Here is a 19,238-nt window from a genome sequence, read left to right as displayed (position 1 = left end):
CGCTTGCCCGCCGCGCCCGACGCTCGTAACCGCGCTGGCATGAGCAACACTCCCAAGACAGACGCGCTGATGGCGCGCGGCACCCAGTTCCTCGGCAGCAAGCACGCGATCCTGTGCGGCGCGATGAGCTGGGTGAGCGAGCGCAACCTCGTTTCCGCGATCTCCAACGCGGGCGGCTTCGGCGTGATCGCCTGCGGTGCGATGACGCCCGACCTGCTCGATACCGAGATCGCCGAGACGAAGAAGCTGACCGACCAGCCCTTCGGCGTGAACCTGATCACGATGCATCCGGATCTGTTCGACCTGATCGCGGTGTGCGAGCGGCACGGCGTCACGCACGTGGTGCTGGCAGGCGGCATCCCGCCCAAGGGCAGCGTCGAGGCGATCAAGGGCGGCAAGAACCACGCCAAGGTGATCTGCTTCGCGCCTACTCTCGCGCTGGCCAAGAAGCTGTTGCGAAGCGGCGCGGATGCGCTGGTGATCGAAGGGATGGAGGCAGGCGGCCATATCGGCCCGGTCTCCACCAGCGTGCTGGCGCAGGAAATCCTGCCCGAGCTGAGCAAAGAGCATCTCGTGTTCGTCGCGGGCGGGATCGGCCGCGGATCTGCGATCGCCGGCTACCTCGAAATGGGGGCGTGCGGTGTGCAGCTCGGCACGCGCTTCGCCTGCGCGACCGAAAGCATCGCGCACGAGAACTTCAAGAAGGCCTTCTTCCGCGCATCGGCCCGCGACGCGGTGGCCAGCGTGCAGGTCGACGCGCGCCTGCCGGTGATCCCGGTGCGCGCGCTCAAGAACAAGGGCACCGAGGAGTTCACCTCGAAGCAGCGCGAGATCGCAGGGTCACTAGACCGCGAGGAGATCGCGATGCAGGAGGCGCAGTTGCAGGTCGAGCATTACTGGGCAGGCGCGCTGCGCCGCGCGGTGATCGACGGCGATGTCGAGAACGGCAGCCTGATGGCCGGCCAGTCGGTCGGCATGGTCAAGGCGGAGGAACCTGCGGCCGAGATCATTGCGACGCTGATGGCCGAAAGCGAAGAGGCGCTGACCCGCCGCTAGCGCGCGTAGGCGAAGTCGAGCGCCTGCAGCTGGGTGCCGATGGCGTAGACGCGCCCTTCTTCCTCGCCGCGCAGGATCTGGAACTTGTTGGCCGCCTGCGCGATCGGCACGCTCCGCCACGTCTCGCCGCCATCGTTGGTCGCGAAGCCGCCTTTCATCGTGCCCACGAAGCCGCGCCGTTCGTCGATGAAGCCGATCCCGAACTGGCGCGCCGCGGCATCCTGCACGAGGTTCAGCTCCTCCCAGGTAGCACCTGCGTCCCGGGTGCGGATGACGCGTTGTTGCGCGTTCGATCCATCGTAGCTCTGCACGGTCCCGAACCCGGTCTCAAAGCTCGGGAAATGCCCTTTCCAGATGATCTCGCCCGGACGGCCCGAGCGGTAGACCTCCGACCAGGTCCGCCCGCCGTCTTCGGTCCGCAGCACGATACCTTCGGAGAGCTGGACGTTGGCGTTGCTGGAGCCGAACACGAAGCCGACATTTTCATCCATGAAGGCGATGTCGGTAATCATGCCCGCCTGGTCCGACAGGTCGATCATGGTCCAGGTCGCGCCGCCATCGACCGAGCGCAGGATGCCCGCGGGGCCGCCCACGCGCCCGGCGGCATGGATGACCGTGCGGGGCACCAGCCGGCCCTGATGGATGCGCTGCGCCTCCACCACGTCGATCGCGCACACGCCCTTGATCGTCGCATCGCCCGTGTCGACCCGGGTCCACGTCTCGCCCGCATCGTCGGTCCGGTAAAGCGGAGTCTCGTCGGTCACGCCGGGATAGTAGTCGGTGCCGATATTGCCGATGAAGCCGGTCGTGCGGTTCAGGAAGGCGACGCTGCGCACGAAGGTACCGGGCCTGCTCGCGATCTTCTGCCAGCTAGCGCCGCCGTCGGTCGTACGGAAGAGGTCGCCGGCGCCGGTCCCGTACCACCCGTGATCGCGATCGACGAAGCTCACCGCGTCGCGCTTGCCCTGGTAGGGTTCGGTGGCGAACGTCGTCCAGTCCGCGAGATCGAGCTCGGCTGCGGCAGAAATCGACGGGCTGCCGACAGCATCGGGAGCCTGTGCGATCGGTGTGCAGCCTCCGGCAATGCCCAGCGCCGCCGCCAGCGCCAATCCGTGCAAACCCTTCATATCGCGTCCCTTCGTAGCCGAAGGGTCGATGCTATATCGCAATGACCGGGCTGTCACGTGGTCTGGCGATCGGGGCCGGGCAGGCGCATCCGGTCTCGGCCTAGCAGAGGCTCGGAACAATTTTTCCGGAACGCGCGGGAAGCGGGAGGGTTGAAAGGTCGAGCAGGGGAATGCGTTCCCACTTCTTCACGAACATCATTTCCGGGAGTCAGCCGTGCGCACCTATCAATCCGCCGCCGTTCTAGCCCTTGTCGGGGCCGCCACCGTCCCCGCCCTCGCGCTGCAGGACAGCGCGCCCGAACTGCCCGGACAGGTCGACGTAAGCCGCGTCAGTGGCGGGACGTACCAGACCGACCCGGCGCACACGCTGGTCGGCTGGACGGTCGATCACTTCGGCTTCAACGACTATTTCGGCCTCTTCGGCGATGCCGAGGGCACGCTCACCATCGATCCCGCCAATCCCGAAGAAGCGGTGGTCGATGTCAGCCTTCCGATCACGAGCCTGTCGGTGGTGAGCGAAGGCTTGCGCGATCACCTGCTGCGCCCCGGCAAGGACGGTGCCGAGCCCGATTTCTTCGGCCCCGAACCGGGCATGGCGCGCTTCCAGTCGACCTCGGTCGAGCTGGGTGAGGACGGCACCTCGGCCATGGTCAGGGGCAACCTGACCATGAACGGCGTGACGCGCCCGATCGTGATCGACACCGAGTTCACCGGCGCGGGTTCCAATCCGATGAGCGATGTCGAGACGATCGGCTTCCAGGGCGAAACGACCATCAACCGCTCGGCCTTCGGCGTCGCATATGCCGTTCCGATGGTGAGCGACGAGGTCGAATTGGAAATCACCGTCGCGTTCGAAAAGCGCTAGGCGCGTAACCCGGCACGACCGGGCGACGTAAGAGCCGAACGACATCTCGTCGGATGAATGGGGGAGGATGCACATGTGCGATGAAGCGAAACTGGCCCGCTGGGCGAAGGACGGGCTCAACCGGCGGCAGTTCGGTCTGCTGACCGGCGTTGCCGCGGTGGGCGCGTGCGCGCCGATGGGCGCCAGCGGGGATGGCGCCATCGCGCCCCCTGCGCTGAGCGAGCGTCAGGTCAGCTTCACGACCAGCGCAGGGACCATGGACGGCTTTTTCGTCGCGCCGGTCTCGCGCCCGTCGCCTGCCGTGCTCTTCTGGCCCGACATCGCGGGCCTGCGCGAGGCGAAGCGCAACATGGCACGCCGGCTCGCCGCGCGGGGCTACGCGGTGCTGGTGGTCAATCCCTACTACCGCGACGTGTCCGGTCAGCAATTTACCGACTTCGCGGATTTCGCGGGCAATGACGGTTTCCAGAAGGTCCGCCCGTGGCGCGGCAAGCTCGACGCCGAAGCGATCATGGCCGATGCCGCCTCGGCGGTCGGCTGGCTGGACTCGCAGCCGGAGGTCGATACGTCGCGCGGCATCGGGACGCAGGGCTACTGCATGGGCGGGCCCTTCACCTTCTGGTCTGCTGCGGCCGTTCCCTCGCGCATCAAGGGCGTGGCGAGCTTCCACGGCGGCGGGCTGGTGCGGGACGACGATCCGCTGAGCCCGCATCGCACCTTCGACGATACGCAGGCGCGCTACCTCGTGGCAATCGCGCAGGACGACGATGCCGAAGCACCCGATCACAAGACGATCTTGCGCGAAGCCGCCGCCGAAGCGGGGCGGCCTGCCAAGATCGAAGTCTACGCGGGCGACCATGGATGGACCGTGCCCGACAGCCCGGCCTACGACGAAGCCGCGGCGGAGCGTGCCTATGCGGATCTGATGGCGCTGTACGACGCGGCGCTGTGACCGCCGGACCTGTTGCGCGAATGTGACGTGCCCGAAGCAATTGAATTGATGGGCTTGCGTTCGGCGCCGAGCCCATGCAAAACGGCAACGAAATTGTTTTTTGATTAGGGGACAACTTGTGCGTTTTGGTAAAACTTTCGTCGCGGCAGCGGCACTTCTCATGGCTGGCGGCTCGATCGCCGCACACGCCGAAACCGCACGTACGACCGCTCCGGTCGGCGGTGAATCGGAACTGGGCGGCTCGGCCGGGATCAGCCAGCTGGCAGTCATCGCCCTCGTCGCCGGCGCGATCTTTGCCGGTATCGAACTTACCGACGATGACGACGATGCGGTCAGCGCCTGATCGCCAGACCGATCAGTGAACGTATTCAAGAAGGGGCTGCCGCGAGGCGGCCCCTTTTTTCGTGCGCCTCGCGCCCCTGCGCATCCGGTTTTCCTTGGCCGGGCGAGCCGCGCGGGCTAGACTTGCGATCTATCTAGGGAGAGGTCGCAATGGGTTTGGCAATCGCACTGGGTCTGCTGGTTTTCCTGCTGCTCGTGTTCGTGATGGCAGCCGTCACGACGGTGAAGCAGGGCTACGTCTACACGATCGAGCGTTTCGGCAAATTCACCAAGGCGGCCCAGCCCGGGCTGACCATCATCTTTCCGGTGTTCGACCGCGTCGGCCATCGGATCAACATGATGGAGCAGGTGCTCGACATTCCCGGTCAGGAAATCATCACCGCCGACAATGCGATGGTCGGCGTCGACGCGGTGGTTTTCTTCCAGGTGCTCGATGCGCCCAAGGCCGCCTACGAGGTCTCTGGCCTGAACAATGCGATCATGGCGCTCACCACCACCAACCTGCGCACCGTCATGGGCAGCATGGATCTGGACGAAACCCTGTCCAAGCGCGACGAGATCAATGCGCGCCTGCTCAGCGTGGTCGACCACGCGACGTCGCCCTGGGGGATCAAGATCACCCGGGTCGAGATCAAGGACATCCGTCCGCCGCGCGACATTTCCGAGGCGATGGCACGGCAGATGAAGGCGGAACGCCTCAAGCGCGCCGAAATTCTCGAGGCGGAGGGTGACAAGACGTCCGCCATCCTGCGCGCCGAAGGCTCCAAGCAGTCCGCCATCCTCGAAGCCGAAGGCAAGCGCGAAGCCGCCTTCCGCGACGCCGAAGCGCGCGAACGTGCGGCCGAGGCCGAAGCCAAGGCCACGCAATTCGTCTCGGACGCGATCGCCAGCAACGGCCAACAGGCGATCAATTACTTCGTCGCGCAGGAATACACCAAGGCGATCGGCAAGTTCGCCGACAGCCCCAATGCCAAGACGATCCTGTTCCCGGTCGAGGCGACGCAGCTGATCGGCTCGCTCGGCGGCATCGGCGAGCTGGTGCGCGGCGCGGTGCAACCGGGCGACAGCAACGCGCCCGATAATGGCGTGCCGCTCTCCGGCGGACGCGATCCCGTGACCCGGGAACGGCAACGCACGCCCATGTCGGGCAGCGGAGTTCCGCGCACGGGCAGCGGCGACCCATCGTGATCGACGGGATCGACAATTACTGGCTGTGGCTGGCGCTGGGCCTCGCCCTCGCAACGCTCGAGCTGCTGGCCCCGGGCGTCTACCTCATGTGGCTCGCGGTGGCCGCGCTCGCCACCGGGGGCCTCAGCTTCCTGTTCGACTTCGGCTGGCCGTTGGAGATCATCAGCTTCGTCAGCCTGTCGCTGATCTCGGTCTACAGCGCGCGCCGCTACCTGCGCGATCAGCCGATCGTGAGTTCGGACCCGCTGCTCAACCAGCGCGGCGGGCGTATGGTAGGCGAGACTGCCCTAGTGGTGCAGCCGATCGAAAGCGGCAGCGGGCGGGTGCGCGTGGGCGACAGCGAATGGATCGCGCGCGGGCCGGACACCGCCGCGGGCGAACGCGTAAGGATCAGCGGCAATGACGGTGCGATCCTGCTGGTCGAGCCGATCGCCCTGATCGCTGACAAGGCCCCTTCGGACGGCAGCGAACCGGCGGCGGGACGCTAGCGCGCCGTATCCAGCTTGTCCGCAAAGCGCCCATGCTTGCGGAAATGGACCATGTAGCGGTCGATCACCAGTTCGAGCGGGCGCGGCTGGATGCCGAGCGCGTCCAGACCCGGATGGCTCCCGTCGGCGATGCTGCCCTGCTGGAGCATGCGCCACTGGTCCTTGTTCATCGGCGTGCCCGGCAGGGCGGCGAAGGCCGCGCTCGCCCGGTCCGGCATGGGCAGGAAGGTGCGCTTGCGCCGCTGGGCCCCTGCAATTCTCCGGTTCAGGTCGAGCATCGTCCAGCGATCCGGCCCGGCAAGCTCGTAGGTCTTGCCGGCATGGACCGCCGGCTCGACCAGCACCTTGGCGATCGCCGCCGCCACATCGTCCACATGCACCAGCTGGAGCGGCGCTTCGGGCGCGAAGACGGGCAGGACGGGTAAGCTGGAGATCAGTCCGGCGAACATCTGGAGGATGCCGCCATCGGGCCCAAACAGGATCGAGGGGCGCAGGATCGTCGCGCCGGGAAAGGCGTCGCGCACAAGCTCCTCGCCCAGCGCCTTGGCGCGCGCGTACTCGCTTTCGCCATCGCGGTCCGCGCCGATCGCGCTGATCTGGACGAAGTTCTGCGCGCCGGTTTCCTTCGCCGCTCTGGCGAGCGCGCCGGCCGCCTCGCCCATCAGCTTCATCAGGTCGCCCTCGAAGCTGCCGACGAGGTTGACCACCGCATGACTGCCCTCGACACAGGCGCGCACGCTGGTTTCGTCGAGCAGGTTGCAGCGGGCGAACTGGAGCTGGCCCAGCTTGGCGAGCGGCTTGAGCGAGAAGGCCTCTTCGGGATTGCGGCTCGCGATCCGGACGCGCGCATTGTGCTGCAGCAGGTCTTCCGCGACGTGGCGGCCGATGAACCCGCTTCCGCCGAAGATCGTCACCAGCTTGTCGGCGAGCGGATTGGTGATGGGCATGTTATCGGGCCTTTCCTGCGAGCATGGGCTGAACCGCACCGGCACGAAGGCACGCGCTTTCCCAGCCGAAATATGGTCGCCGCTTTGCCGGATGGCGGCCAGCGCTGCAAGACCGCCCTCACGTCCATGGCGGATTGCCTGCCAAATGCGTTGACAGGGCAGGGCGCCCTTCGCTAATGGCCCGCCCCTACCCCGGGCGAGCGCAAACGTGACGCGCTGCCCCTGTGTGCCCAGATGGCGGAATTGGTAGACGCACCGTCTTCAGGTGGCGGCGATCGCAAGGTCGTGGAGGTTCGAGTCCTCTTCTGGGCACCACTTTTCCATTCCAGTGCATCCCAAGATGCCTCGACAAACCCGCAGAAATCTGCCAGTTTCGAGGGGTTGTTAGTCCTGGAATGTCCAGTGAGATATCAGGGCAGCCAAGCCAGTTTTGGGGGCAGCTTGGGGGCAAGTAGGCGATTTTGAACCTGCCTCTGAACCCTGAGTTGCCCCCAAAACTGGGTTGGCTGTAATCTCTAGTTCTCGGCTGGCTCCGAAAAGGGAATAGGACGTTGGCCTTCACCGATATCGCCTTGCGCAATCTCAAACCTACAGAGAAACCCTATAAGCGTGCTGACGAGCGCGGGCTCTACATCGAGGTGATGCCCAATGGCTCGAAACTATGGCGGGTCAAATACCGTCTTCACGGCGTCGAAAAGCGACAATCTCTTGGCCGCTATCCGGATGTCTCGCTCGCGGAGGCTCGCAAGTTTCGTGATGAGGCGCGTGCACTCGTCGCTGCAGGGAAGGATCCTGCGATTGAGCGTCGACAAGCCAAATTGGTTGCGGCGCTCGCTGCAGAGACCACCTTCGTATCGGTAGCGCGCGAATTTATTGAAAAGAAGATGGTGGATGAGGAGCTATCGCAACAGACCATCAAGAAGGCCCTTTGGTATCTCGACGAGCTCAAGCCGCTGCATCCGCTTCCTGTTGGCCAGATCCGGCCTGCCGACGTGCTTGCCGCCCTTCGACGCATCGAAGCCCATGGCAAGTTCGAAACGGCGAGGCGATGTCGCTCTTTTGTGAGTCGCGTTTTTCGCTACGCGGTTGCCACATTACGGGCTGAAAACGATCCGGCTGCCGTCCTCAAGGGAGCCTTAAAGAGCCCTAAGCCGAAGCATCACGCGGCGCTTGAGAAACCCGAGCAGGTCGCGGACCTGCTTCGCGCGATCGACGAATACGACGGTCACCTAATAACGCGCCTCGCTCTGCAGATCCTACCGCATGTCATGGCCCGTCCTGGAGAGTTGCGCATGGCAACATGGGACGAGTTCAACTTCGAAAAGGCGGAATGGCGTATTCCAGCTGAGCGAATGAAGATGCGCAAACCCCATATGGTGCCCCTCACGCGGCAAGTGATCGCATATCTACGCGAACTCTATGAGCTGACCGGTCCTGACGGCTACGCATTCGAAGCCTTTCACACACGGCGCCGACCAATGAGTGAGAACACCATGAACCAAGCGCTGCGTAGAATGGGCTACTCAAAGGACGAGATGACTTCGCACGGCTGGCGTTCGACTGCATCCACGCTGCTCAATGAAAGTGGCAAGTTCAATCCAGACGCAATCGAACGGTCGCTCGCGCATACCGATCGGAACGCTGTGCGCGGAACCTACAACCGCGCAAGCTACTGGCAGGAACGGGTCGACATGCACCAATGGTGGAGCACTTACCTCGACCAACTTCGAGATGGGGGTGAGGTCATTCAATATGGCGGTTCGTCGCTCGACGCCGCTGGAAACGTGGTCGACCTGGCAAGCCGGCGGCAGCGCTACCAAGGTTAGCGCATCTCGACTCTTCAGCTCAGAGCCTTACGAAGAGGGCGTGGCTTTCGAGATACCCTCAAGTGGCAATCCCAGCGCTGATAAGCTTTTACAACGCGAAGGGCCCGGCGGCTACGTTTACGATGACTGGCGTATCTCCAAAACCTCACGCGAGAAGATGGTCGCGTTGTGGCCTGAGCTTGATCTCACATGGGTTGATTTGGCGGCCAAGGAATTTGAATCCGCGTGGTCAAAGCGAGGATCCAACCGGGATGGGTTTGTCGGCTGGCGCGACGATCTCTGCGGTGTTTCTGCCGCTGCAGAGAGATTGCGCAAGGCTTTGGAGGCGTGTCGCGAGCCCGCTCGCCGTTCGCTGGGCTACCTTGAGTCCTCTACAGGTAGCGCGTCGCTGCACGAGCGCGCCAGTGAGATGGTAGAAGCGCTCCTCACAAGAACAGACGAGCTATCGTCACACGCATCTGGGATTGATGCGCGGAGCCTCCCGCATCCAATGCCGGACCTAGTCGTGAAGCTTGCGCTCCAGCTTCGCCTAGCGGGTCGGGAGTGGGATAAGAAGTTCCAGCCGGAACTGACTAGGCTCACGACCTTGACCCTCGACGGTCTCGCCTTGCGGCACGAGATCGACATCCGCTCGGCCGTAAAGGACGCGCTCAGATCCGGGGATCAAAGGGTCGCAAAACTTAGATAGCCCCCCAGGACTCTTGTGGTATTCATAGGACATCTGAATACCCTCTCGGACCGATACTAAAAAGGATCGGTTCATGCGACTCATTCGACTTCCTGAGGTTTTGGAGAAAACGGGGCTCTCGCGCTCCGGGCTCTACGCCGACGCAACGTTTCCTGCGCGGGTTCCCTTAGGTGCACGCGGCGTTGCCTGGGTGGAAGCTGAGGTTGAGGAGTGGATCGAAGCTCGGATCGCTGCCCGCTCATAGAGGCAGCGATATCTGAGTGGCTACCGACGAGCAAAGTGCTCGAGCCACGGGCCGGGGCCTATCCAACTCGAGGGCCCGCCGCTCAGCGATGACTGGCCTAGGACTAACCCCTTTGTCGTTGGCCCGACTCCAAAGCCATTTCGGTATCCACGGCCCATAGCCGGGGGGGGTAGGCAAAACTCCTGGGATTTGAGACCGGACACCGGCGGGGGTCTTACGAAATTCTGCCCGCGAAATTAGGGAGGGGGGGTGTCCAAGCGCGCACCGCCGCTTCGACCCAATCTTATGCTGTAAATTCAGAAGCTTGGCTCTTCTAGATGATCAATAATTTCTGCGAAAGGGCGGCTGGAAGAGTGGGGGCAATAGGGGTGCAAGCACGTCGTGCATTGGCAACATATTGAAATACCACAATTTCAATCCGAGAAACGCCACCTGGATGTCGAGTTTTTTGCGAGCTAGGCTTGGTAGTGCCGGGGGGGCGTCGAAAACCTTGGTGGTTTTCGCGAAGACACCGGCGGGGGGCAAAAAAACTTCCGTGGTCGAAACTTCAAGGGGGGGGCTCATGAAGGGCACCGGAATTTCGCTGACTGTCATGCATCAAGCAGAGGGTAGCGCTTGAGTGTACGAGAATAGCCCGAGCTAACCAATAATTTCCGAGCGATTGCAATCTTCTGACTTGGGCTGTCGTCAGCCAAGCCTCAAGTTGGGCGGGGCAAAGAACCTATGACGAGAACTCGTTTCAAAGATCGTTTGACTGCCAACTGGGCTACCCACTATGTTCTATTTATGTTCTTGCCGAGTGCCGTTGCGCGCCGGAATCCAACATGACAGAAGGTTTGAGCTATGGCGTGGAAAGTGATCGACTTATTCAGTGGTGCTGGCGGAATGTCGCTCGGGTTCGTCGATCCGCGCTTTTGCGGCCGTTTCGAGTGTGTACTTGCTGTCGATAATGACGAGGCGGCAATCGCAACGCATCAAGCCAATTTCTCAGGCGAAGCCGTTTGCGGAAACATTGAAACATGGCTGCTCGATGCGGACATTCCGCAGGCTGACGTCGTAATAGGCGGGCCGCCTTGCCAAGGGTTCAGCCTGCTGAACAAAAAGCGCGACGGTGATGCGCGTCGCGCTTTGTGGGAGCCATTCCTCGATGTCGCCGCCCGCTCGGGTGCGCGCGTTTTCATTATGGAGAACGTCGCCGAACTTTTTCGCTCGCCCGAGCTCGATGACATCCGCGCACGAGCAGAATCTGACGGCTTCCGGACCGACGCCGCCATTCTCAACGCTGCGGATTTTGGTGCGCCGCAGACCCGCCGCCGGACTATCGTCATCGGATGGAAGCCGGGCGCTTGGCAACCGCAGTTCCCTCCGTTGCGCTCGCATGCTGAACCGGGCAGTGACAGTAACCTACCCCATTGGCTGACCGTGCGCGACGCGATTGGCGATCTGCCGCGGCCGCGCCGAACCGAGATTAAGGGCGAAGCGCCGCTCGACCTGCATATCCGCCGCAATCCCACCGAGAAGAGCATCGCCCGTTACAAGGCCGTTCCGCCGGGCGGCAATCGTTTCGACCTGCAGCGCAACGCGCCCGAGATCACGCCGAACTGCTGGATCAGGAAGACCTCAGGCGGCACCGACCTGTTCGGGCGGCTTTGGTGGGACAGACCTTCGGTCACGATCCGCACCGAGTTCTACAAACCCGAAAAGGGTCGCTACCTGCATCCGACGCAGCATCGCCCGATCACTCATCGGGAGGCAGCGAGACTGATGGGCTTCCCCGATGATTTCAAATTCTGCGGCAGCAAGGTCGGAATCGCCCGCCAGATCGGCAATGCCGTTCCGCCTGCGCTGGCGGGGTCGATCGCGCGGATGGTTGCGGATCTTCTGGCGCCAATGGCCAAGTCCGCCTGACTATGGCGAGGCGCACAGCCGTGCATGACCCGGCGCGCACTGTCGATGAGATCAAGCATCTGCTCGACACATTTCTCGAGCGCATCGATGACGACGATCTGCGCGCGCAGGTGCGCAGCCTGATCCCCGCCTTCCACGCCGTGCGCGATCTGGGCAAATCGCTCATCCCGCCCGAACTGGCCTCTTCGGCGCGCGAACGTATTCTCGTTTATCTGCAGCGCTATCCGCTGCAGGTGATTGAGGGGGACGAACTGCTGGTCGTCGCCGGGATCGGCGAATGGGCGCGCCGCCTGCGCGAACTGAGGGTGCAGTTCGGCTGGTCGATCTGCAGCGGCGTGACGTTCAAGGATCTGGCCGAAGATGAGCCCGAGACGGTCGAAGAACTTGAGGCCGCGCTTGGCGCCGATCCGCTGTCGTTGCGGCCCGACCAATATGTGCTGATCAGTCCGGAACAGGACCGCGAAGCCGCGCTGCGTTGGAACGTGTTGAACACCATCCGCAAGAAGCGGCTGTCGGTAAAAGCGCGGCTGCTCGAATATATGCGGGCAAATGTCGGCAGCGCAGTATCGATCGAGGAGCTGCGTTACCTCGCGGGCGACAAGAGCGAATGGGCGCGACGAATGCGCGAGCTGAGGACCGAAGACGGCTGGCCGATCTATACCAGGATGCAGGGCCGGTCGGATCTCCCGGTCGGAACTTATATTCTCGAAGAAGACAAGCAGGCGCCCGAACATGATCGGCGCATCCCCGACGACGTACGCGTCGAAGTCCTGATCCGCGACAACTTCGCCTGCAAGGTCTGCGGATGGACGCGCGACCAGCTCAATCCGGACGATCCGCGCAAATTCCTCGAACTGCACCATCTCAAGGCGCATGCGGACAAAGGCGAAAACAGCAGCGAGAATCTCGTCACGCTGTGCAACGTCCATCACGACCAGGTCCACGCAGGTCGCCTGACGCTGGAACTCTAGCTGTGGACCATCTCGATCCGGAGCGGCGCAGCGAGAACATGCGTCGCGTCAAGGGCAAGGACACCGGACCGGAACTGACGGTTAGGCACGCGCTGCACACACTCGGCAGACGCTTCCGCCTGCACCGCAAGGACCTTCCGGGCAAACCCGATATCGTGCTCGCCAAGAACCGCCTGGCGATCTTCGTGCACGGCTGCTTCTGGCACCGTCACGAAAATTGTCCTCGCGCATCCATGCCCTCAACGCGGAGGGAATTCTGGGAATCGAAGTTCGCACGAACGGTTGAACGCGATGCCGAGCAGGCAGCAGCTCTGCGCGCGGCCGGGTGGCAGCCTGAAGTGATCTGGGAATGCGAAACGCGAGATGCTGAAACGCTCAGTGAGCGCCTGCGCGACATTCTTGAGCGAAACAATCCGGAGTAAGTCTAAGCAGTATCAAGCAACGCGTGTTGCTGATCTAGATCAATGCTGCTTTTGCGGCGTCATTGCGGCCCAGCCGGTCTACAGTCGCTTCATCGCCGATTACGATGAGATGGCTCTTGGCACGCGTCAGGCCGACATAGGCGACTTCCGCATCGATCTCCTCAATTTCGCAGAGGATTACGACCGGCCGATCAAGACCTTTGAACCGCATGATGCTGTCAACAATGATTCGATCTTCGGCAGGCTCGTCGGCAGGGGTCCAATGCCGCCCCGCCAAGGTCGGCGCCTTCCGAAGGACCGACATTTCGGCACCGCAGCCACACAGCACGGCAATATCGCCAGGCGCGATGTCGTCCGCCGTCAGCAGTCGGCCCAATTCCCTTTCGACTATTCGAAGGGTCTGGTCCTTGTTGCACGGCACCCAGCTGACAGGCGCGCCTTCCGGCCCGAGGCATGTCTGTTCGCGGCCTTGTCGAAAGACACTTCCGGCACGGAAAATCGCTTGAGTGTTGCGCACGTTCTCGGTCAGCTCAAGCGGTTCAGCCTGCACTGCCGCGGCCGCATCATCGCCTCTGTAAATATTCTGGAAATCGTCGCGGAAGACATAGAGTGAGCCCTCGGGGTCGAGAAACAGGCGGAGAGCTTCGACCCAGGCCGACTTGAAGTCCTGTCCCTCATCGATGATGAGATCATCATATTGCTCCGGCGGGATATCGAGCCCGATGTCGGTGAGCAGTTCGGGCAGGCGGACCGACCAGAAATGCTGCTCCTCGCAAGCCATGCGCTCGGAATTGAGATCAATGCCCTTCTCTAGACACATGCGGGCGCAGAATTCGTGAAACGTCGCGACCGAGGCGGGGCTGCCTTCAAGCTCGGTGCGAAGCTGCACCAGGAGCGGCCGATTGAAACACAGCATGAGAACCCGCCGATCCGCCCGGGCGGCGCGCCGCGCTTTCTCCGCCGCCAAGACGGTCTTGCCGGTACCCGCGCCTCCTTGGATAAGCGCGCGTTTCGTGATTCCGAGGAAATCGAGGTAGCGGTATTGCGTCTCAGTCAGCCTTTCGATCGCCGCCTCGCATTCGTCGATAACCGACGACAGGCGCGGTGTGAAATCGATGTCGCGTCCGTAAAAGTCCTCGAGCATGGCGATACCCGCTGGTCCGAGGCCGCCCAAAGTCTCCCGTTCTCCGTCGGGTTTCCAAACCATCATCTGAAGCAGGCGCGCGCCGAGATTGGGCAAGTCTTCGCGGAACGCGAAAATTTCAAGCGGAGCGGCTGCGCCCATATGTGCGACATTGGCGGGTCTGCTGCAATGGGGCAGGATCACGCCGTGCCTCGCCGAAAGCCACGGCGCATTGCCGGGCCAGCGCTCCTTCAGGGCATTGAGAATGATTTTCTTTGACTTCATCGCCTGACGCACAGGGTTTTCGATCTCGAAAACCTCGTTGTCGCGGTTCTTGGTTGTCCATTTTCCGTCGGCCACCCGTCGCTGGACGCGGCCGCCTTTGACCTCAAGCACGAGAAAACCAATTTGCGGATGGGCGATGACGAAGTCGGCTTCACCGTCGCGCAGCAGTCCGCCGTCCAGCCCGACCCATTCGCAGGAGTAGAATACCGTCGCACCGGTCAGCATCGGATCTTCCGCGAGCAGGTCATAGACCGCCGTTTCGCCGCTGCGCTTCGGATCTCTGCGTATCTCGGGCGGGAGCATCGGCGGGATCATCCGCGCAGGCATCGGCCTCAACCGTCCGTTTCGATGAAGGAATCGAAAAAGCCCTTCATCCCGCCCACGCCGTCGCCGACTAGCATCGAGCGGTCGAGATAGCGGTTGCCCTCTTCACAGCAGGTTTCGGGCAGCAGAAGGCAGCTGTGGCAGGCCGCAAGGTTCATGCTTTCAGAAAGGCTGGAAACGCCGGTCCGGCACAGCGGGTCGGATGAGCACCAGAATGCGTCGCGCACTGCCGAAGCGAGAACCGGAATAAAACGATCGGCCCGTCCCTGACGCTCCAGACCGCCGAGTGTCCCGTCGGCATCGCTGGTCGAGGTGTAGATGAGGAACCCCGCCATGCGCGGTTTGTCGCCGACATAAATCCGTTCGCGAAGCGACGCGACATCGTAGCCGCATTCGAACGACAGGCGCTTGATTACGGCGTGGGCGAGCGAGTGGACGAGGAGGAATGTCGGCGTGATCGGATCACCCACGCTCTCATCTTCGTGAATGCGCTCGTATTCCGCGGCGCGAGCTTCCTCGACCAAGCGGGCGCGCTCGTGTATTTCCGGATTGGCGAGCCAGGCATCAATCGCCTCGTTTTTGAGCGAGACAAATATACCTTCGCCGCGCACCTCGATTGCGGGAAGCCACGGCAGAGGGGCAAGCGACAAGTCGCCGAACCGGCCGCGGCCGGGCTCATCAACCGATGCGTTCTGATAGATGCGTTTGAACCCGGTGAGCGCTCGCACTTCGCGCAGGCGCTCGACCCGGCCTAACCTGGCGATATAGGGCTGCACTTCCTCGGGGACCGCTTCCTGCTTGACCTGAAAGTCGCCCCCTTCAGCATCGCGCTCGAGCCGGATGAACTCTTCAAAGCGTAGCGTATCAAGCGTCGTTTCTTCGTCCAGTTTGAGGCGTTCGCGGATCACCGCCGCATATTCGTCGACGGACATATTGTGCATCGACGCGTTGGTCGCAGCCAGGCTGGCGATCATCGTCTCTCGCATATCGGAGCTCAATTCGCGCAGCGCGCCCCAATAGGCATTGAGTTCCTGCTGGATTGCATCGGTCCAGGGCGGGATGCTGAGCGTTGAATAAGTGACCGGGAAATAGAGATTGGATGCCCCGCGCTGCAATGTTCGCGGCGGTGCGGTGCACGGCTCGCGGTCGTCGGTCAGCCAAGGGCGGCGGCCGGAGCATTTGTGGCCTTCGAGACCCTTGGAGGAAAACGCGCCCGCCATTGAGGCGGAAGCGCCGCACCCTTCGGCCGAGCAGCTCACGCGCAGGCCCTCGATGCCCGATCCGCCGACGCTCTCGAGCCGCAGCCGGCACTGCTTGAAACCCTCTTCGCCTGCTTCGGCATCGCTGTCCGACAGGCAGGCGAGCGGCTGTCCGCCGCGCATGGCCAGCCATCGGACCCAAGGGAATTCATCGATATGGCCGTTTTCGCAGGCCGTCACGAAACGCGAGGGCACTGCAAAGACCCGCCGCTCGTCGCTCGAGCAGCGCGCGCACCAGCGCGATGGGTCGCCCATTTCCTTTGCCCATTTGCCCGCGAGCTTGAGTGATTTGCAGCTCGGGCACTGCAGCCACGCCGGAAACCGGTAGCCGTTGAGCCAGCGGTTGGGGAAGGCCGCATCGCGTCCGGCATCGTCGACCGGCGGCAGGCGGAAATGGCCTTTGTTGAGGACCTTCTCGAGCCGCGCTTCGCGCAGCACATGCGGATCGTTCAGGCCGCCTGCGATCTTGGCGGTCTGCTCCCAGCGGTCGAGCGACGCGGCAATGACGGAAACCGGCCCGCCGCCCTTGGCGCCTGCACGGAAGTCGATCACCGCGCCTGGACCGTATCCGAGAACCTGCCCCCGCCTTACCTTACCCAGATGATTGTTGCGGCTCACACACGTTCCTTCATGAGGAAATCCACCCCGGGCTCGACATTGCGCACGCTGTTGGGCGTCGGCACGGCAGCCGCATCGGCCTTGCCGGTCGCGCGCCGGGCAGCCGCCTCTTCGGCGGACATGAGCAGACTCGTCTGCAGCCTGCGGTCATCCCAATAGCTCTTGATCCGGCCGTCGCCGACCGCTTCGATCCAGGCGTCGACAAAGCGCGTGAGCTCGGTCCGCGCCTGCGCCACCTCGCCGGAATCCACGTCCTGGACACGGTCGATGATTTCTTCGACCAGCTGCATTACCTGTGCACGGTCGGCGACCGCGGCGGCGGCGGCGGTCGGATTGATAAGGTGGCGGACCAAGGCGACAAGCGGGGCATGCAGGGCCTTGTCGCGTGCGCGCGGCGCAAAGGGCGTAACGCTCGACGGTTCGACCGAGCGGTAGAGCGCGGCATGGCGCGATGCGAATGTCTCGAAATGCGCGCGATCGCGGATCTTGTTGTTGTTGAAGAGAGTCACCACCAAGCCCGGCTCGCGGCGCCCGACGCGGCTCGTCGCCTGGATATATTCTGCCATGTATTTGGGTTGTCCGTTCACGAGCATGAGCCCGAGGCGCGGAATATCGACGCCGACGCTGAGCATGTTGCTGGCGAGCAGGACATCGACCGCTTCAGGATCCGAATGCTTGAGATTGAGGCGGTCGAGAATGAGGGGAATTTCCGAGGATGCCTTGCGGCTCGTCAGTTCTTCGGGATTGCCGAGTTCGCGCGCCTTCTCGCCCCTGCGCGATGCCAGCGCGTCTATCGTAATGCGAACGTCGTCTTCCATCAGCACCAGCGCACCGCCGAGCACTTTCAAGGAATTGAAATAGGCGACCAGCGTCGCGTAGGCGTCGAAGTGGGGATTGCCGTGCGCCGCGGGGTCGATTTCGGCCTGCAGCAGCGACGCCGACGCAGCCTGTAGGGCGAACTTCTCCGACCGCCCGGCCGTCGTCAATCCGACGTAAAGACGCCCGTCGTCGTCGCGCACCTTGGCAAAGCAGGAATTCGACCAATCGAGGGCGGGCGGCGGGAACTGAAACGCGCTGCGGTTGAAAACGGCGCGCACCTGTTCGTCGGCCCGACGGATCGTCGCTGTCGATCCGACAATCTTCGGCGGTCCCTTGGGCGTGCTGCAAAGCCGGTCGATCGCGGCTTCATAAAGCCCGGTGAGCGAACCCAGCGGCCCTCCGATCAGATGCAGCTCGTCCTGGATGATGAGATCCGGCGGCTCGACCGCGCCGTTCGTTCCGAACAGCGCGCCGCTTTCCGCCTTGCGCACGATCTGCGCGAATTTGTCGACCGTGCCGATGAGCAGCGAAGGCGGTTCGGCATAGAGATCATCGTCGACGGTCATGACCGGGACCGCGCCTTCGGGCCGCGCGGAACGGCAGCTTTCCGAGGGGCATCGACATTCGATGCGCCGGCGCGGCTTGTCGCTGCTCCATTCGAGTTCGCTTGCGCAGACGGGACATTTCGTCAGTTGCCGCGGCGTCGATTTCGCGTCGTAGTCATGCAGCGCTTCGGCGGCATCGGCGAAGCGGTTCGGCGTGCTGTCGCCGCCAACCCACAGTCCGATCGAGAACCGCTTGGCACCCAAATCTTCGCTGCCGGTCAAACGCAGGGTCTCGCAGGCGAGTATCAAGGCCGCTGCGCGCTGGAACTGCTGCACCGTCAGCGTGCGCAGTGTGTAGCGCATGATGATATTAACCCCGGCTCCCCGCGCGCCGTGGGTGAAGCGGCGATGGAACAGGACGAAAGCCGAAAGCAGAAGATAGGCCTCGGTCTTGCCGCCGCCGGTCGGGAACCAGATAAGGTCGAATATGCCGCGATCGTCATGTCCGCGATCGGCGGCCGAGGGAAGGCACATCAGCGCAAAGGCCAGCTGGAACGGCCGCCACTCGAATTTAAACGCGTTCGGGTCCGTGTCCGCCGCCGCCTGCGGACGCTTAGCTGCCCAGGCGGCCTGGATATACATCGCACGGTTGGCGAGACGAAATGCCGTCAATCCCATGCGGTCCTTACGCAGGAAGGCGATACCGTCGCGTATCCTTCCTGCCGCTTCCCTGCAGCGCGCAAGGTTATCACGCGCCTGATGCTGCAACGCCGATGGCAGCCCCGGAACCTCCGTGTCGCGCGCGTCGATCCAGTTTTCGTAACCTTGCGCAAGCGCGTCGAGCGCTTCGAACAGCGCCGCATCCTCGGCAAGAGCGAGCTCGAGGCCGTGCAGCCGGCCGAGTGACGTGGCCGCGATCCGGTCGCGCAGCAGCGCATCGCCTGAAGCGTCCATTCCCTGCACGACGGCTTCCGGCATCCATGTCAGCGAGACCTGATTGGGCGCGGTTTTAGGCGACCAGGACGCCGAAGCGGTATGGCCGACAGCATATTCGGCGCAGTCGCGGTAGATCAGGTCGGCGACGCGTTCATCTTCGTCATTGCCGCGAAACGAGGCGCGGCGCGGCACGAACCGACAGCCGTCCGAGCAGCGGAAATCTGCGGCGAATTGGAAGAAAGACGCTTCTTCGCTCGCCACCAGCCCCTGGATGATTAGCGGATCGGCCGGTTCGTATTCGGATG

The 19,238-nt window shown here is 63.1% G+C and carries 18 protein-coding genes and 1 tRNA gene; 13 read left to right on the top strand and 6 right to left on the bottom strand.

The genetic code is table 11. The features are described from left to right. Positions 1–39: 39 nt before the first annotated feature. Positions 40–1,056 carry an NAD(P)H-dependent flavin oxidoreductase gene (locus DL238_RS01840; protein ID WP_115490704.1) on the top strand — a complete coding sequence of 339 codons (1,017 nt, stop codon included), beginning with the start codon at positions 40–42 and terminating at the stop codon, positions 1,054–1,056. On the opposite strand, the gene DL238_RS01835 is transcribed toward DL238_RS01840, so the two are convergent. Continuing rightward, the gene (locus DL238_RS01835; protein WP_115490703.1) at positions 1,053–2,183 is read right to left on the bottom strand and encodes a WD40/YVTN/BNR-like repeat-containing protein; all 1,131 of its coding nucleotides are present in this window, start codon (positions 2,181–2,183) and stop codon (positions 1,053–1,055) included. The two genes, DL238_RS01840 and DL238_RS01835, sit on opposite strands and share 4 nt — an antisense overlap. Before the next feature lie 214 nt (positions 2,184–2,397). Between DL238_RS01835 and DL238_RS01830 the strand changes: the two genes are divergently transcribed. The 5 genes from DL238_RS01830 to DL238_RS01810 all read left to right on the top strand — a co-directional run bounded on the left by DL238_RS01830 (position 2,398) and on the right by DL238_RS01810 (position 6,018). Next, a complete protein-coding gene (locus DL238_RS01830) occupies positions 2,398–3,048 on the top strand; it encodes a YceI family protein (RefSeq protein ID WP_115490702.1) in 651 nt (216 codons plus the stop codon). Between the two features lie 73 nt (positions 3,049–3,121). Further along, on the top strand, positions 3,122–4,000 hold the full coding sequence (locus DL238_RS01825) for a dienelactone hydrolase family protein (RefSeq protein ID WP_115490701.1): 879 nt from the start codon (positions 3,122–3,124) through the stop codon (positions 3,998–4,000). Between the two features lie 160 nt (positions 4,001–4,160). Continuing rightward, entirely contained in the window at positions 4,161–4,343 is a 183-nt protein-coding gene (locus DL238_RS01820) for a hypothetical protein (RefSeq protein WP_115490700.1), read from the top strand. A gap of 149 nt (positions 4,344–4,492) precedes the next feature. Then, complete coding sequence (locus DL238_RS01815) at positions 4,493–5,530, top strand: SPFH domain-containing protein (protein ID WP_115490699.1); 1,038 nt, start codon at positions 4,493–4,495, stop codon at positions 5,528–5,530. Then, positions 5,527–6,018 carry an NfeD family protein gene (locus DL238_RS01810; protein WP_115490698.1) on the top strand — a complete coding sequence of 164 codons (492 nt, stop codon included), beginning with the start codon at positions 5,527–5,529 and terminating at the stop codon, positions 6,016–6,018. Before DL238_RS01815 ends, DL238_RS01810 begins: the two co-directional genes overlap by 4 nt. Here DL238_RS01810 and DL238_RS01805 read toward each other — a convergent pair. Continuing rightward, positions 6,015–6,965: a complex I NDUFA9 subunit family protein gene (locus DL238_RS01805; RefSeq protein WP_115490697.1), complete on the bottom strand. Its 951-nt coding sequence runs from the start codon at positions 6,963–6,965 to the stop codon at positions 6,015–6,017. The two genes, DL238_RS01810 and DL238_RS01805, sit on opposite strands and share 4 nt — an antisense overlap. Positions 6,966–7,193: 228 nt before the next feature. Between DL238_RS01805 and DL238_RS01800 the strand changes: the two genes are divergently transcribed. The 4 genes from DL238_RS01800 (at position 7,194) to DL238_RS01785 (ending at position 9,723) form a co-directional block, all read left to right on the top strand. Next, a tRNA-Leu gene (locus DL238_RS01800) sits at positions 7,194–7,280 on the top strand. Between the two features lie 236 nt (positions 7,281–7,516). Next, positions 7,517–8,791, top strand: a complete 1,275-nt coding sequence (locus DL238_RS01795; protein ID WP_115490696.1) for a tyrosine-type recombinase/integrase — start codon at positions 7,517–7,519, stop codon at positions 8,789–8,791. A 40-nt stretch (positions 8,792–8,831) separates the two neighbouring features. Next, the gene (locus DL238_RS01790) at positions 8,832–9,479 is read left to right on the top strand and encodes a hypothetical protein (RefSeq protein ID WP_147290976.1); all 648 of its coding nucleotides are present in this window, start codon (positions 8,832–8,834) and stop codon (positions 9,477–9,479) included. A 73-nt stretch (positions 9,480–9,552) separates the two neighbouring features. Then, positions 9,553–9,723 carry a helix-turn-helix transcriptional regulator gene (locus tag DL238_RS01785; protein ID WP_115490694.1) on the top strand — a complete coding sequence of 57 codons (171 nt, stop codon included), beginning with the start codon at positions 9,553–9,555 and terminating at the stop codon, positions 9,721–9,723. 321 nt (positions 9,724–10,044) lie between these two features. On the opposite strand, the gene DL238_RS15895 is transcribed toward DL238_RS01785, so the two are convergent. After that, a complete protein-coding gene (locus tag DL238_RS15895; protein ID WP_147290975.1) occupies positions 10,045–10,317 on the bottom strand; it encodes a hypothetical protein in 273 nt (90 codons plus the stop codon). Between the two features lie 249 nt (positions 10,318–10,566). Here DL238_RS15895 and DL238_RS01780 point away from each other — a divergent pair, with 249 nt between their 5' ends. The 3 genes from DL238_RS01780 to DL238_RS01770 are packed head-to-tail and all read left to right on the top strand — an operon-like array spanning position 10,567 to position 13,024. Continuing rightward, positions 10,567–11,631 (top strand): DNA cytosine methyltransferase, encoded by a 1,065-nt coding sequence (locus tag DL238_RS01780; RefSeq protein ID WP_115490693.1) that lies wholly within the window; start codon positions 10,567–10,569, stop codon positions 11,629–11,631. 2 nt (positions 11,632–11,633) lie between these two features. Continuing rightward, entirely contained in the window at positions 11,634–12,602 is a 969-nt protein-coding gene (locus tag DL238_RS01775; protein WP_115490692.1) for an HNH endonuclease, read from the top strand. A gap of 2 nt (positions 12,603–12,604) precedes the next feature. After that, the gene (locus DL238_RS01770) at positions 12,605–13,024 is read left to right on the top strand and encodes a very short patch repair endonuclease (RefSeq protein ID WP_115490691.1); all 420 of its coding nucleotides are present in this window, start codon (positions 12,605–12,607) and stop codon (positions 13,022–13,024) included. A gap of 34 nt (positions 13,025–13,058) precedes the next feature. On the opposite strand, the gene DL238_RS01765 is transcribed toward DL238_RS01770, so the two are convergent. The 3 genes from DL238_RS01765 to DL238_RS01755 are packed head-to-tail and all read right to left on the bottom strand — an operon-like array spanning position 13,059 to position 19,194. Then, positions 13,059–14,747: an NERD domain-containing protein gene (locus DL238_RS01765; RefSeq protein WP_181883784.1), complete on the bottom strand. Its 1,689-nt coding sequence runs from the start codon at positions 14,745–14,747 to the stop codon at positions 13,059–13,061. A gap of 17 nt (positions 14,748–14,764) precedes the next feature. Further along, positions 14,765–16,633 (bottom strand): DUF1998 domain-containing protein, encoded by a 1,869-nt coding sequence (drmB, locus tag DL238_RS01760; RefSeq protein WP_147290974.1) that lies wholly within the window; start codon positions 16,631–16,633, stop codon positions 14,765–14,767. After that, positions 16,630–19,194, bottom strand: coding sequence for a helicase-related protein (locus DL238_RS01755; protein ID WP_199801338.1), 2,565 nt, complete (start codon positions 19,192–19,194; stop codon positions 16,630–16,632). The genes drmB and DL238_RS01755 overlap by 4 nt, the downstream gene beginning before the upstream one ends. Positions 19,195–19,238: the final 44 nt, after the last annotated feature.

The sequence above is a fragment of the Alteriqipengyuania lutimaris genome (assembly GCF_003363135.1).
Taxonomy (GTDB): Bacteria; Pseudomonadota; Alphaproteobacteria; order Sphingomonadales; family Sphingomonadaceae; genus Alteriqipengyuania; species Alteriqipengyuania lutimaris.
Note: the sequence above shows the minus strand (reverse complement) of the source record. Positions and strands in the feature narration are given on the sequence as shown.

Coding starts and splice junctions, on each gene's coding strand:
- DL238_RS01765 (WP_181883784.1), bottom strand. CDS start 14,747: ATGATCCCGCCGATGCTCCCGCCCGAGATACGCAGAGATCCGAAGCGC.
- DL238_RS01775 (WP_115490692.1), top strand. CDS start 11,634: ATGGCGAGGCGCACAGCCGTGCATGACCCGGCGCGCACTGTCGATGAG.
- DL238_RS01825 (WP_115490701.1), top strand. CDS start 3,122: ATGTGCGATGAAGCGAAACTGGCCCGCTGGGCGAAGGACGGGCTCAAC.
- DL238_RS01835 (WP_115490703.1), bottom strand. CDS start 2,183: ATGAAGGGTTTGCACGGATTGGCGCTGGCGGCGGCGCTGGGCATTGCC.
- DL238_RS01785 (WP_115490694.1), top strand. CDS start 9,553: ATGCGACTCATTCGACTTCCTGAGGTTTTGGAGAAAACGGGGCTCTCG.
- DL238_RS01805 (WP_115490697.1), bottom strand. CDS start 6,965: ATGCCCATCACCAATCCGCTCGCCGACAAGCTGGTGACGATCTTCGGC.
- DL238_RS15895 (WP_147290975.1), bottom strand. CDS start 10,317: ATGACAGTCAGCGAAATTCCGGTGCCCTTCATGAGCCCCCCCCTTGAA.
- DL238_RS01815 (WP_115490699.1), top strand. CDS start 4,493: ATGGGTTTGGCAATCGCACTGGGTCTGCTGGTTTTCCTGCTGCTCGTG.
- DL238_RS01780 (WP_115490693.1), top strand. CDS start 10,567: ATGGCGTGGAAAGTGATCGACTTATTCAGTGGTGCTGGCGGAATGTCG.
- DL238_RS01820 (WP_115490700.1), top strand. CDS start 4,161: ATGGCTGGCGGCTCGATCGCCGCACACGCCGAAACCGCACGTACGACC.
- DL238_RS01840 (WP_115490704.1), top strand. CDS start 40: ATGAGCAACACTCCCAAGACAGACGCGCTGATGGCGCGCGGCACCCAG.